We start from the raw sequence: 13020 nt of genomic DNA, 5'->3' as shown, positions 1-13020 counted from the left end.
CCATCCGCCACGTCTTTCCCTCACATCATGAAATCCGGTTTCCTTTTCGCCCTTCTGCTTGCCAGTTCCGCCTGCGCGGCCGAGTTCGATCTGCTCATCACCAACGCACAGATCGCGGATGGCAGTGGCGCCCCGCTGGTCCACGGCAGCATTGCGGTCAAAAGCGGCCGCGTCGTGGCCGTGGGCCAGGTCACAGGCTCGGCGGATGCGGTGATCGATGCCGGTGGCAAAGTCGCCGCCCCGGGCTTCATCGATGTGCACACCCACTCGGAGGACATCTGCCTCATCCCGGCGGCGGAAAATTTTCTGCGCATGGGCGTCACCACCATCATCACCGGAAACTGCGGCCACTCGCGCACGGATGTGGGGAAGTTCTTTGAGGAGATTGAAGAGTCAAAAGTCGCCCTCAATGTGGCCACGCTGATCGGGCATGGCTCCGTACGTGAGCAGGGCATGGGAGGCAGCTTCATCCGGGCGCCGAGCGGCGAGCAACTCGCCACGATGAAGGCGCTCGTCGATCAGGCGATGAAGGACGGCGCCGTCGGCCTGAGCACCGGCCTGATTTACGTCCCCGGTTCTTTTGCCAAGACAGACGAACTCATCGCGCTGGCGAAAGTGGCGGCGGCGCACGACGGCATCTACGTCAGCCACATGCGCTATGAGACGGTGCGCATTTTTGAAGCGCTGGACGAAATCATCCGCATTGCCAGGGAGGCCAAAGTCCGTGCCGAAGTCTCGCACATCAAGCTCTCAGGTCCCACCGCCTGGGGAAAAGCGCAGGAGGTGCTCACCGTGCTCGACAAAGCGCGTGCCGCCGGCTTGAAGATCACACACGACCAATACGCCTACACCGCATCCAGCACTGGGCTGCGCCAGACTTTGCCGGACGCCGCCCTCGAAGGCGAGCACGAGGACTTCGTCGCGCGGATTTCTGATCCAAAGCAGAAGGCCGCCATCATCGCCAAGATGGCCGAGATGCGCGCGCGCCAGGGGCGCAAGGACTACAGCTATGCGGTGATCGCTCGTTGCAGGGCCGACTCCTCGCTCAACGGCAAGACCATTCCTGAAGCGGCGAAGATGCGGCGAGGATCAGACGCGCTGGATGATCAGATCGAAGTGATTCTCGACATCGAAAAGCAGGGCGGAGCCAGCGCCATCTTTCACGGGATGACCGAGGAGGATCTGCAGATTTTCTTGGAGCACCCCCTCACCATGGTCGCCAGTGATGGCGGGCCACGTCGTTTCGGAGAAGACGTGCCGCACCCGCGCAGCTATGGCAACAATGCGCGGGTGCTCGGGCGTTATGTGCGTGAACTGAAGCTGCTCACTCTGCCCGAGGCCATTCGCCGGATGACCTCACTGCCTGCACAGACTTTTCATCTCAAAGATCGCGGAATGCTCAAGGCGGGCGCCCATGCGGATATCGTGATTTTCGACCCGGAAAAAGTCAGCGATCCCTCCACCTTCAGCGACCCCCATCATTACGCGGAGGGGTTCACTCATGTAATCGTGAACGGCGGCGTCACGATTCGCGACAGCGCGTTCACGGAGATGCGCAGCGGAGGCCCGCTGCGCATGGGGCAGTAGCTTACGGTGTGCTGGTGTCAGCTCCCAGGTGTCCATTGCGAAAGAGCCACGACGCTGCCTGATAGAGCGAGATGGTGTCATCCAGCCGGGATTGCAGCGAGTCCGATTTTTCCGGCGTGATCGTTCCCGCTTTAAGATCGACCTTGCCCAGCGTGAATTCCTGCTTGGGTTTGAGCATGGCAAAATCTCCCTGCGTGATGTAGGCGATCTTTTGGTAGTTTGAGACATAGATGCGCTCCTTGTCCGGCGTGTAGCCTGGAGAGAATACATCCTGGCCAAAAGTGCGCGTCGTATAGCTCCAGTTCATCAGGCCAAACAGCGTCGGCACCATGTCGATCTGGCTGCACAGGCGGTCATACGATCGCGGCTGGATGAGCTGCGGATTCCAGATGATGCAGGGGATGTGGTACTTGGTCACGTCCAGCTCCATCCTGCCAGCACTGCCGTGGCAGTGATCCGCCACCACAATAAAAATCGTATTGGCAAACCAGGGCTTGGACTTCGCCTTTTCCAAAAAGTCGCCGATGCACCAGTCCGTGTATTTCACGGCTGCCTCGCGGGAACCCTGCGGCATGTCGATGCGGTTTTCTGGAAAGGTGAAGGGGCGGTGATTGGACACCGTCATGACGTGCATGAAGAAAGGCTTGTTCGCCGAATGATTGGTGTCCGCCTCCTGCATAGCCCAGCGGAAAAGGTCCTCGTCCGCCACGCCCCAGGCATTTTGGAAAGTGATCTCGCTCTTGGGCTTCGTGCCGCGATCGATCACTCGGTAGTTGTTGCGCGAGAAGTAGGTGCGCATGTTGTCAAACATGGCGTCTCCGCCATACACGTAGCTCACATCATAACCACGGCTGCGGCAGACGGAGCCGGAGGTGAAGAGATTCGTGTTCAGCGGCCGCCAGACGATGGACTGGCCTGGAGTGGGAGGCACACTCAGCGTCAGCGCCTCCAGGCCGCGCACGGTGCGCGTGCCCGTGGCGTAAAGATTGGTAAAAAGGATGCCCTCATCCGCCAGCCGGTCCAGATTTGGCGTGAGGTAGGACTTCATCTTGAAGTTCACCTTGAAGTGGCTCATGAAGGCCGCGCTCAGGCTCTCCACGGAGACGAAGACGATGTTGTGCCGTTTCTCGGGTCCGTCGTGTTTGATCACGCGGCGCAAATCGCGTAGGTCGGCGCTGGCGGGCGGTGTGTCTGCAAGGATGAGAAGTTCCTTCGCACGGGCCAGGGCCTTGTCCGTGTCCTGCTTGAGATAGAAGCGCTCGAAGTCGATCTCGCTTTCCCAGAACGCAGCGCAGAAGGCATAGGGCCCGTCTTTGGCCAGCTCACGGTTGAATTCATTGCTGAAGCGCGGGAGCTGCGACTGCGAAAAAAGATTGGAGATGCCCACCACCAAAACGGCGATTCCGAGCACGGGCACGATTCGTAGCCTCCATGCCCCGTCTCCGGCACACACCCAGTTCACGCCACCGAGCCTCCACGCCACCCACACCACACCCGCGCCCGCCAGAGCCAGCCCCGCATAGATCAGCGGCATGGGGTAAGACTGCTGGATGTTGTCGATCACCTCCTGGGTGAAGACGAGATAATCCACTGCGATGAAATTAAACCGCACCTGAAACTCATCCCAGAAGAACCACTCGGCCACGCCGATGAAGATGAACACCACCGAGTAAAGCAGCAGCAGAAACGCCACCACCCAGCGTGCGGAAGGACTGCGCCACAGCGCCGCTGGCAGCAGCAGCGTGAGCAAAAACCACGGCACCACCGCATAGCTGGCCGCCAGCAGATCGTACCACAGCCCCATGCCGAATGACCCGACCAGCGAGGCATCCAAAGCAATGTCGTGCCGCCCTTGAATCATGAGCGCCACACGGGTGGCGAACGCTATGACGAGAAACATGCCGGCGATCAAAACGGCACCGCGTGCGATGGCGGATCGTGGCGCCAGTCGTTGTGGAATGGCGGATGGTTGGGGGTTGGAAATCATGGTCGGACGCTGTGCACGATAGCTAACGAATGGCTGTTGCAACGCCGAGCACGGATTTGAATTTGAAGACAAAGGGCGTCCGGCAGCTCAGCGTAGGACCGGAGCCTATATGACAACTTCCTCATTTGCCGCCATCGCCGGACGCTCTTTCTTGAGGCATGCAAATCCTGATTGTCGAAGATGATCCCAAGACCGCCGCACTGCTCGCCAGCGCGCTTCGGCAGGAGGAGTTCGAGATCACTCATGTGGCGGACGGAGAGAGCGGCCTGCAGCACGCTCTGGAAGGGAAATTTGATGCCCTGGTGGTGGACATCATGCTTCCACGCCGGGATGGTCTCAGCCTTGTGCGCGAACTGCGGCAGCAGGGACGCACCACGCCTGTGCTCATGCTTTCCGCCCGCGGCGAGGTGGAGCAGCGTGTGGAGGGGCTGAACGCGGGAGCGGATGACTATCTGCCAAAGCCCTTTGCCATGTCAGAGCTTCTCGCACGGCTGCGCTCACTGCTGCGGCGGAATGTGGTGCTCAAGCCCGCGGTGCTGGCGCTCGCGGACCTCACCTACGACACCGGCACACGCGAGACGCGTCGTGCGGGCAAGCGCATCGACCTTTCCTCGCGCGAGAGCCTGCTGCTGGAGTGCCTGCTGCGCGCCGAAGGGCGCGTCGTCAGCCGCCGGGACATCATCGTCAGCGTCTGGGAGTATGATTTTGACCCCGGCACCAATCTCGTGGACGTCTATGTCCGTCGTCTCCGCGAGAAAATTGATCGCGACCACACGCCCGTCCTCATCCAAACCGTGCGTGGCCTCGGGTACGCGATACGTCTTCAGCCATGACCCTTCGCCGCCGCATTTTGTTTTACTACGCCGCCACGCTCAGCGTGTCTCTCGTCATCGTGGCGTTCTGGAGCTGGTTTGAATTTACCGAGCAAAAGGAGGTGGCGCTGCGCGGTGGCGTGGAGGCGGCATCAAAACACAACCCCTTGGTGGAAACGGTCGAGATCATCCTGCTCGGCGGTCTGCCTGCGCTGCTGCTGGGCATCATCGGCGGCAGCCTGCTCATGCGGCGCGCCCTGCGGCCCATTGAGGAGCTCACCGAGGTGCTGGAGAAGACCACCACGTCCAACCTCGCCGAACCTGTGGCGCGCAGCGGCAATGGAGACGAAATCGACCGCATGTCCGCCGTGTTTAATGGCATGAAAGAGCGCCTCGGCGCGTCCTTCACGCAAACGCGCGAGTTCACCCTGCATGCCTCGCATGAGCTCAAAACACCGCTCACCATTCTCCATGGCACCCTGGAACAAATGATGGCGGACAGCGGCACGCCTGCGGCGCACCGTGAGCGCATCGCCTCCATGCTGGAGGAGGTGCAGCGCCTCTCAGGCATCGTGGGTCAGTTGGCCTTCCTCGCAAAGGCGGACGCAGGCCTGCTGGAAACCGCGCACGGTCCCGTGGCCCTGCATGAACTCGTGCGCGATCTCGTCGAAGACGTCACGCTTCTCTCCGCCGCGCAAAACATCTCCATCACCCTTGATGAGTGCCAGCCCGTCCAAGTGAGCGGAGACCGCATGCGCCTGCGTCAGCTGCTGCTCATTCTGGGCGACAATGCCGTGAAGCATAACCACAAAAACGGCAGCATTGCTATGGCTGTGCGTCGTGACGAGGACCAGGCTGTCTTCCTCATCACCAATACCGGCCCGGTTCTTCCTCCGGAACTGCGGTCCCGAGTCTTCGAACGCTTCCTCCGTGGCGATCCCTCGCACAGCAGCACCGTCGAGGGCAGCGGCCTGGGCCTCAGCATCGCCGAATCCATCGCCAGATCGCATCATGGCACCCTGATTTTCGAGGTGCTGGAGGACGGTCGCACTCGGCTGACTTTGCGCCTGCCCACGGGTCCGAAATGACCCCGCTTAATGACAGCATCTTCACTCGTGATTGACCCTCCTGGCCGCATCATCGCTCCTGTTCCTATGAAACGAGTCCTGTTCCTGGTTTCCCTCTCGGCTGTGCTGGCGTCCTGCGCCCGTTATCAGGCGCGTCCGCTCTCGGCGGAGGCCAGCTCGGCGGCCTTTGCGGGGCGTTCGTTCAATGATCCGGGCCTGCATCAGTTTCTCATGGAGCAGAAGGCAGCTCAAGGCCCATGGGAGGTCAACCGTTTGGCACTTGCCGCCGCTTACTTCCATCCTGACGTCACCGTGGCACGCGCTGAGGCAGACGAACTGACGGCCGCCATCAAGACAGCCAAGCAGCGGCCCAATCCCGTCTTCACCTTCGGTCCGCAGTACGCCAGCTTTCACCGCAACAATCTAACACCATGGTTTCTCGCTGGAAACGTCTTCTATCAGATCGAAACCGCGGGCAAGCGCACCCGCCGCACCGAGCAGGCGATGGCCGCCGCCGAGGCCGCCAAATGGCGCGTGTCTTCCCGCGCCTGGGCCGCACGCTCACGTGTGCGCATGGCCATGCTGGAGCTGCACAGCGCCCGTGAAAACATCCGCCTGCTGGAGACGGAGCAGAGGCTGCATGATGAGGCCATCAAAAAACTCACCGCGCAAATGGAGGCGGGAGATGTGTCACCCTTCGAGCTGACCCAGGCGCGCCTGGCACTGAACCGCACCCGCCTTTCATTGCAGGATGCCCAACGCCTCGCCGCCACTGGCGAGGCAAAGCTCGCCGCTGCGGTGGGTGTGCCCCTTTCAGCTTTGAAAAGCATCAGCCTGGATTTTTCCAGCTTCACACGTCTTCCGGCCCAGAGCACCAGCAGCAGCCGGCGTCTGGCGCTCACGCAGCGGGCCGATCTGATGGCGTTGCTGGCGGACTATGCCGCGGCAGAGTCCTCGCTTCGCCTGGAATACGCCAGGCAGTATCCCGATGTGCGCCTCGGCCCCGGCTTCGACTACAACCAAGGTCAAAACCGCTGGCAGCTCGGCGTGAGCCTCGAACTGCCCGTCAATGGCAACCGCGGCCCCATCGCACAGGCAGAAGCAAAACGTAAGTCCGCCGAGGCGCGCTTTCTCGCGCAGCAGGACACAATCCAAGGAGAGCTGAACATCGCGCTGGCTGCGTACGAAGCTTCGCGCAAAAAGGCCGCTACGGCCGCCACGCTCTCGCAGGAAGCCGGTGCTGCTGCCGGCACGACGAAGCGCATGGTCGAGGCCGGCGAGCTTTCACCTCTGGAGCTCACGCGCCGTCAGATCGAGGCCAGCACGGCAAATCTGGCCCGCATCACCGCAGAGATCGAGGCGCAGACCGCCGCCGGTGCGCTGGAAGATGCCATGCAGGCCCGCCTTTGATTTTTAAGTCACGCTCACCATGAAAACATTCGCTCCTCTGGCTCTCCTCTTCGCAGTGAGTTCGCTCCATGCCGCCGACTCAGGCGGTGCCGCTCCCGCCGCCGTGACCAAGGAGGGGGACCTCGTGGTCGTCACGCTGAAGGCCGATGCCGAGGAGAAGCTTCGCCTGAAAGTGGTGCCGGTGGAGAAGAAGCTTGTGCCCGGCTCGCGCCTGTTTTCGGGCGAGGTCGTTTATCCTCTTGCGGGAGAAGGCAGCGGTGTTGCTCCGGTTCTTGGAGGCACTTTGGATGAAGTGCTGCGTCTCGCCGATCTCCAGGCCGCGGCGGATGGCCGCATCCTTCAGGCCAAGGTGCAAATCGACGCGGCAAAAATCGCCGTCGAGCGTGCTCAGAAAGTGCTCAATGCGGAGGCTGGCAGTGTGCGCTCGGTCGATGAGGCCAAGACCGCCCTTTCTCTTGCCGAAGGCACCCTGGCCACGGCGAAGGCCCAGCGCGACATCCTCGGCGCCCCAGTGGGCAAGCCGGGCGGCAGCAAACGCGCCTGGGTGCGCGTGGCCATCTACAGCGGCGAGATCAATCTGCTGGATGCCAGGGCCCCGGCGAGCGTTCGCACGCTGGGCGCCGGGGCGAAGAGCGTGAGTGCAGATCCCGTGGCCGGTCCGCCCACCGCCAATGCTTTGACCAGTACGGTGGACTGGTATTACCAGCTGCCGGCGGACAGCACCCTGCGCGCCGGGGAGCGAGTTGCTGTCGAAATTTCCACTCCGGGCAGCCAGGAGGAACAGGCGGTCATTCCTTTCAATGCGGTGCTGTATGACATCCATGGCGGCCAGTGGGTCTATGCTCAGACAGCGGAGCATAGCTATACGAGGAAGCGCGTTCAGGTGGCCCGCGTGGCTGGCGCGGAGGCCGTGCTCGCCAGCGGTCCCCCTATCGGCACCAAAATTGTGACGGATGGCTCGGCCGAGCTTTTTGGCACGGAATTCATGACTGGGAAATAACGCCATGCTGAACTCCATCGTCACCTGGGCGCTGAACATGCGCGTGCTCGTTGTCGCCGCCGCGCTGGCGCTGCTGTTCGTCGGCATCAATGCCACGAGAAATGCTCCGCTGGATGTGTTCCCCGAATTCGCACCGCCTTTGGTCGAGGTGCAGACGGAAGCGCCGGGCCTTTCCACGGAGGAGGTCGATGCGCTCGTCACAGTGCCTTTGGAAAACTCGCTCAACGGCCTGCCGTTCCTCAAAACCCTGCGCTCAAAATCAGTGCTCGGGTTGTCCTCGGTGGTGATGATCTTCGACACCGGCACGGACATCCTCAAAGCGCGCCAGTTGGTGCAGGAGCGTCTGAACCTCGCGCAGAATCGGCTGCCCGCTGTGGTGAAGCCACCCGTGCTCATGTCCCCCTACTCATCTCTCAGCCGCGTACTCAAAGTCGGCCTCACGTCAAAGACGCTGTCGCAGATGGAGCTGAGCGAACTCTCCCGCTGGACCATCCGCCCACGTCTTATGTCCGTGCGTGGTGTGGCCAATGTCGCCATCTGGGGCCAGCGCGACAAACAGTTCCAGGTCCTCGTCGATCCCCAGCGCCTACGCGCCGCTGGTGTGACGCTGGATGCCATCACCAAAGCCGCTGGCGATGCCGCCGTGATCAGCTCCGGCGGATTCATCGATACGCCGAATCAGCGCCTGAGCGTGGCGCAGCTGGCGTTGATCGTTACGCCGGAGGATCTGGCCCGAACCGTGGTGGACTTTCGCAACGGCGCACCCATTCGCCTCGGCGACGTGGCCGAAGTGAAAATCGGCAATCCCGCGCCGATTGGCGATGGCGTCATCAATGACGGCCCCGGCATCCTCCTCATCGTGGAAAAGCAGCCGTGGGGAAACACGCTCGATGTCACGCAGGGTGTCGAGAAAATGCTCGAAGAGCTGAAGCCCGCCTTGCCCGGTGTGGAGGTGGACAGCACCATTTTCCGGCCCGCCACCTTCATCCAGCTATCCATGGATCACCTCACCGAGGCGCTGTGGCTTGGCTGTCTCCTGGTGGTCGTGGTGCTCGCACTTTTCCTTGGCGACTGGCGCACCACCATCATCAGCCTCACCGCCATTCCTCTGTCACTGGCCGTGGCGCTGCTCTTCCTCGCCTGGCGTGGCGAGACGATCAATACCATGATCCTCGCGGGCCTCATCATTGCATTGGGAGAGGTCGTGGATGACGCGATCATCGATGTGGAAAACATCCTGCGCCGCCTGCGGCAGAATGCGGTGCTCGCAGAGCCGAAGTCGAAGCTGCGTGTGGTTCTCGAGGCCTCGCTGGAGGTGCGCAGCGCCGTGGTGTACGCCAGCGTCATCATTGTGCTGGTCTTCATTCCCGTGTTTTTCCTGCCCGGTCTGGCAGGCACCTTTTTCAAACCGCTCGCTCTGTCCTACATCCTAGCCATCAGCGCCTCGCTCGTGGTGGCGCTGACAGTTACACCTGCGCTGAGTATGATGCTGCTGAAAATCAAAACAGGGCAGCATCAGGATGCCTTCTTCGCCCGTGGACTCAAGGCCGCCTACCGTGCCGTGCTGCCCGCCTTTGCGCGCAGTCCCTGGCTGGCACTGCTGGTCATCACAGGAGCCTTCGCTTTCACCGGATTCATCTGGCACACCCAGCTCAAGGAAGAATTCTTGCCCAACTTCAAGGAGCGCGACTTCCTCATGCACTGGCTGGAAAAACCGAATACCTCCGTCGAGGCCAGCACGCGCATCACTATCGCCGCCAGCAAGGACCTGCGCGCCATTCCCGGTGTGCGCAATCTGGGAGCGCACATTGGCCGTGCGGAAGTCGCCGACGAAGTCGTGGGCCCAGACTTCACCGAACTGTGGATCAGCCTCGCACCCGACGTCGATTACGATGAGACCATTCACAAAGCGCAGGCTGTGGTGGATGGCTACCCTGGCCTCACGCGCGATCTGCTCACCTTCCTGCGCGAACGCGTGAAGGAAGTCCTCACCGGTGCCAGCGCCAGCATCGTCGTGCGCATTTTCGGCTCAGACCTAGATGTGCTGCGCGATCGCGCAGCAGCCGTCGGCGCCACATTAAAGGACGTTCCCGGTGTCAGCGCCTTGAAGGTCGAGTCTCTCACCCTCGTGCCACAAATCACCGTCAAGCTGCGCCCCGAATCCGCTGCGTTGCATGGTCTCACTGCCGGCAAAGTGCGCCAGGCCGTGACCACGCTCATCAGCGGCAGAAAAGTCGGCGAGGTCTATCAGGACCAGCGCGTGCATGATGTCACCGTCTGGAGCCTGCCCGCCGTCCGCGCCGACTACACCACGTTGCGTGATCTCCTCATCGAAACACCCGCCGGCGGTCACGTGCGTCTCGCCGATGTGGCCGATCTCGCCATCGTGCCCACACCAAACGCTATCAAGCGCGAAGGCGCTTCACGCCGCATCGATGTCACCTGCAACGTCTCCGGCCGCGCTCTGGGAGAAGTGGCAAAAGAGATCGAGGAGCGTGTCGGCAAGGTCCAGTTCCCTGCGGGCTATCATCCCGAAATCCTCGGCGAATGGGCCGAACGCCAGTCCGCACAGAGCCGCCTGGGCTGGCTCGCCCTCGCATCCTTTGCGGGCATTCTCGCGCTGCTGCTGGCCGACTTCCAATCACCGCGTTTGGTGCTGCTCGTCGCGCTCACTCTGCCCTTTGCGCTCATCGGCGGTGTCATGGCGGCATGGCTCGGCGGTGGGGTGCTCTCGCTTGGGTCGCTGGTCGGTTTTGTCACCGTGCTCGGCATCGCCGCGCGCAATGGCATCCTGCTCGTCAGTCATTACCGGCATTTGCAGACGGAGGAAGGCCGCGCCTTTGGTCTTGATCTTGTTCTGGAAGGCAGCGCCGAGCGCCTCGTGCCTATCCTTATGACTGCATCCACCGCCGCGCTGGCTCTGCTGCCGCTGGTGCTCAAAGGCAATGTGCCCGGCAACGAAATCGAGCGCCCCATGGCCCTCGTGATCCTGGGCGGCCTTGTCACCAGCACGCTGCTGAATCTGTTTCTCCTCCCCGCCTTGTATGCCCGGTTTGGCAAAGTGAAGATCACATCAGCGTGAATATTCGGCCAAGTTGTTCGTTCACTCGTCGTCATGAAAATCATCCTCGCCCTGCTCTTCACCATCAGTCTTGCCAACGCTGCCGACACCAAAGCCCCAGAAGGCATCCCCGCTTCCTACCCGCTCAAGACCTGCGCTGTCTCCGGCGAAGCCTTCGGCGGAGAAATGGGCAAGCCTGTCAAAGTCACCCACGAGGGCACGGACGTGTATCTCTGCTGCAAGTCCTGCATGAAGGACTTCAAGGCCGACCCAGCCAAGTATGTGAAAATGGTCAAAGACGCCGCTGCGAAGAAGTAATCAGCCCAGTCTCTTGCTCACCCATTGGCCGATGTCGCGTGCATCTTGATCCTGCACGCCGACGTCGCGCTGGCATTCCTCGGCGCTGAACTCCGTCCGGGGGGCAATACGTCCGGCCTTCCACACGTTCACGGCCGACGGATACGGTCCCACCTTGCGCGGGTCGCTCCAGGTGTGAATGCCGAGCGTCTGCGGATTCACCGCCGCCGCGATGTGCATGGGCCCGCTGTCCACACTGATGCAAAACCGGGCTTGTCGCATGAGCCAGATCAGTTCGGCCAGAGAGGTGCGGTTGCTCCAATCGTGAATGTGGCCGCCCGCGGGCCGTGTTGCATCTGCAGTCATGCCCACCAGAACCACCGGATGCGGAGCCAGCGCATCGCACAGAGCCTGCAATGCGGAGTTCGAAAGAGACTTCCCTTCGCCACGTGACCATGGATGCACCGCGATGAAACCCGGCAGCGAGTCTGGCCAGCCAGCGGGGGCCTTCCCCGGCGTGAGTTCAAAGGTGATGTCCTCCGGTTCAATGCGAATTCCGAAAGCACGCGGCATTTCCAGATACCGGTCCACGGCATGTGCCCCGGCATCCACTGGAACGGTGTGGTTGTAAAAGAAGCGGGAGCCTTCACGCGCATCCGAAAGCCCGATGACCATTTTGGAACCACGCCAGCTGCTGACCACGCCGCTGCGCAGCAGTCCCTGAAAATCGAGCACGATCTCCGGCTCCTCACGCGGCAGAGTCATCCAGGTGCGCCGCCAGTTCCAGAATCGAAGCAGGCCGGAAGGTCCGCGGAAAGTTTTGCGGGGGAAGGGGATCACCTCGTCGATTAGAGAGCTGCCCTGCAGAATGGGCGTCCATTCGGTGTTGGCCAGCCAGCGGATTTTCAGCCAGGGATTCGCTGCACGCAGCACCTTCACCGCCGGCAACGTGTGCACAATGTCCCCGAGCGAGCTCGGTTTGACGATGAGCGCGGAGCGGAAGTCGCGCAGGCTGGGAAGCTGGCGCGTGGCGGCGCTCATTTGCCCAGGGCCAGACGGTCGGCCAGCAGCGAGGGCAGGCCGGCGGCACGGATCTTCGATTGGGCGGTTTCGATGTCGTATTCCAGCCGGCGGATCGAAATGGTCTGCGCCTGTGCATCGTAGATGGCGTAGGCGGCGCGCCAGTCACCGTCGCGGGGCTGGCCCACGCTGCCGACATTGACGAAGTACTTCACACCGCGCTGCAGCAGCACATCGGTGCCACGGGCGGCACGCACGGCGTCATCCTTTTCAAAGATGCGCGGCACATGCGTGTGGCCGTAAAAGCACACTTGGGTGAACTGGTAGCTGAAGCTCGCCATCGCATCAAAGCGGTTGGTCACGTAGCCCCAGTTGCCGGGAGAATCGAGCGTGGCATGCACGATGGTGAAGTCGCGCACCTGGCGCACTAGTTTCAGCTCCCGCAGCCATACGCGCTGTTCTTCGCTGAGCTGTTCACGCGTCCAGAGCAGGGCATTCTGGGCCAGGGGGTTCAGCTCTTCGAGGGAGCTTTCGCTGGCGGCGCCTTCGTCATGGTTGCCACGCACCACCGGGCAGCCCAGGTCCTGCACAGTTTGCAGGCACTCGACCGGGTTGGCGGCATAGCCCACGATGTCTCCCAGGCACACATAATTCGAACAACCCTGTTCCTGAGCGTCCCACAGGACAGTCTGCAGGGCTTCGAGGTTTGCGTGGATGTCTCCGAATATGGCGAATTTCATCGTCTAAGGTTGGCGGCGATTCGCCTACCTTCGGGACAT

The 13020-nt window shown here is 61.8% G+C and carries 10 protein-coding genes; 7 read left to right on the top strand and 3 right to left on the bottom strand.

The window, feature by feature from the left end; translation table 11 throughout:
- Positions 1-27 precede the first annotated feature (27 nt).
- On the top strand, positions 28-1587 hold the full coding sequence (locus ACILSR_RS23625) for an amidohydrolase family protein (protein ID WP_395752272.1): 1560 nt from the start codon (positions 28-30) through the stop codon (positions 1585-1587).
- Position 1588: 1 nt separating this feature from the next.
- Here the strand turns inward: ACILSR_RS23625 and ACILSR_RS23620 are convergent, their stop codons facing one another.
- Positions 1589-3574 carry an LTA synthase family protein gene (locus ACILSR_RS23620; protein ID WP_395752271.1) on the bottom strand — a complete coding sequence of 662 codons (1986 nt, stop codon included), beginning with the start codon at positions 3572-3574 and terminating at the stop codon, positions 1589-1591.
- A gap of 158 nt (positions 3575-3732) precedes the next feature.
- Here ACILSR_RS23620 and ACILSR_RS23615 point away from each other — a divergent pair, with 158 nt between their 5' ends.
- From ACILSR_RS23615 to ACILSR_RS23590, 6 genes are all read left to right on the top strand, one after another.
- A complete protein-coding gene (locus ACILSR_RS23615; protein ID WP_395752270.1) occupies positions 3733-4407 on the top strand; it encodes a response regulator transcription factor in 675 nt (224 codons plus the stop codon).
- Complete coding sequence (locus ACILSR_RS23610) at positions 4404-5474, top strand: sensor histidine kinase (protein ID WP_395752269.1); 1071 nt, start codon at positions 4404-4406, stop codon at positions 5472-5474. Before ACILSR_RS23615 ends, ACILSR_RS23610 begins: the two co-directional genes overlap by 4 nt.
- Before the next feature lie 66 nt (positions 5475-5540).
- The gene (locus ACILSR_RS23605; protein WP_395752268.1) at positions 5541-6863 is read left to right on the top strand and encodes a TolC family protein; all 1323 of its coding nucleotides are present in this window, start codon (positions 5541-5543) and stop codon (positions 6861-6863) included.
- Between the two features lie 19 nt (positions 6864-6882).
- On the top strand, positions 6883-7863 hold the full coding sequence (locus ACILSR_RS23600) for a hypothetical protein (RefSeq protein WP_395752267.1): 981 nt from the start codon (positions 6883-6885) through the stop codon (positions 7861-7863).
- Positions 7864-7867: 4 nt separating this feature from the next.
- Entirely contained in the window at positions 7868-10945 is a 3078-nt protein-coding gene (locus ACILSR_RS23595; RefSeq protein ID WP_395752266.1) for an efflux RND transporter permease subunit, read from the top strand.
- 33 nt (positions 10946-10978) lie between these two features.
- On the top strand, positions 10979-11242 hold the full coding sequence (locus ACILSR_RS23590; RefSeq protein WP_395752265.1) for a hypothetical protein: 264 nt from the start codon (positions 10979-10981) through the stop codon (positions 11240-11242).
- Here the strand turns inward: ACILSR_RS23590 and ACILSR_RS23585 are convergent, their stop codons facing one another.
- Positions 11243-12262 carry a glycosyltransferase family 9 protein gene (locus ACILSR_RS23585; protein ID WP_395752264.1) on the bottom strand — a complete coding sequence of 340 codons (1020 nt, stop codon included), beginning with the start codon at positions 12260-12262 and terminating at the stop codon, positions 11243-11245.
- Complete coding sequence (locus tag ACILSR_RS23580; RefSeq protein WP_395752263.1) at positions 12259-12981, bottom strand: metallophosphoesterase family protein; 723 nt, start codon at positions 12979-12981, stop codon at positions 12259-12261. The genes ACILSR_RS23585 and ACILSR_RS23580 overlap by 4 nt, the downstream gene beginning before the upstream one ends.
- Positions 12982-13020: the final 39 nt, after the last annotated feature.

This window comes from Prosthecobacter sp., assembly GCF_044222565.1.
In the GTDB taxonomy this organism is placed as follows: Bacteria; Verrucomicrobiota; Verrucomicrobiia; order Verrucomicrobiales; family Verrucomicrobiaceae; genus Prosthecobacter.
This window is presented reverse-complemented; position numbering and strand designations above follow the sequence as displayed.

Excerpts from the sequence above, each read along its gene's own strand:
- ACILSR_RS23595 (WP_395752266.1), top strand. The coding sequence starts at position 7,868 with ATGCTGAACTCCATCGTCACCTGGGCGCTGAACATGCGCGTGCTCGTT.
- ACILSR_RS23625 (WP_395752272.1), top strand. The coding sequence starts at position 28 with ATGAAATCCGGTTTCCTTTTCGCCCTTCTGCTTGCCAGTTCCGCCTGC.
- ACILSR_RS23605 (WP_395752268.1), top strand. The coding sequence starts at position 5,541 with ATGAAACGAGTCCTGTTCCTGGTTTCCCTCTCGGCTGTGCTGGCGTCC.
- ACILSR_RS23600 (WP_395752267.1), top strand. The coding sequence starts at position 6,883 with ATGAAAACATTCGCTCCTCTGGCTCTCCTCTTCGCAGTGAGTTCGCTC.
- ACILSR_RS23620 (WP_395752271.1), bottom strand. The coding sequence starts at position 3,574 with ATGATTTCCAACCCCCAACCATCCGCCATTCCACAACGACTGGCGCCA.
- ACILSR_RS23610 (WP_395752269.1), top strand. The coding sequence starts at position 4,404 with ATGACCCTTCGCCGCCGCATTTTGTTTTACTACGCCGCCACGCTCAGC.
- ACILSR_RS23615 (WP_395752270.1), top strand. The coding sequence starts at position 3,733 with ATGCAAATCCTGATTGTCGAAGATGATCCCAAGACCGCCGCACTGCTC.
- ACILSR_RS23580 (WP_395752263.1), bottom strand. The coding sequence starts at position 12,981 with ATGAAATTCGCCATATTCGGAGACATCCACGCAAACCTCGAAGCCCTG.
- ACILSR_RS23590 (WP_395752265.1), top strand. The coding sequence starts at position 10,979 with ATGAAAATCATCCTCGCCCTGCTCTTCACCATCAGTCTTGCCAACGCT.
- ACILSR_RS23585 (WP_395752264.1), bottom strand. The coding sequence starts at position 12,262 with ATGAGCGCCGCCACGCGCCAGCTTCCCAGCCTGCGCGACTTCCGCTCC.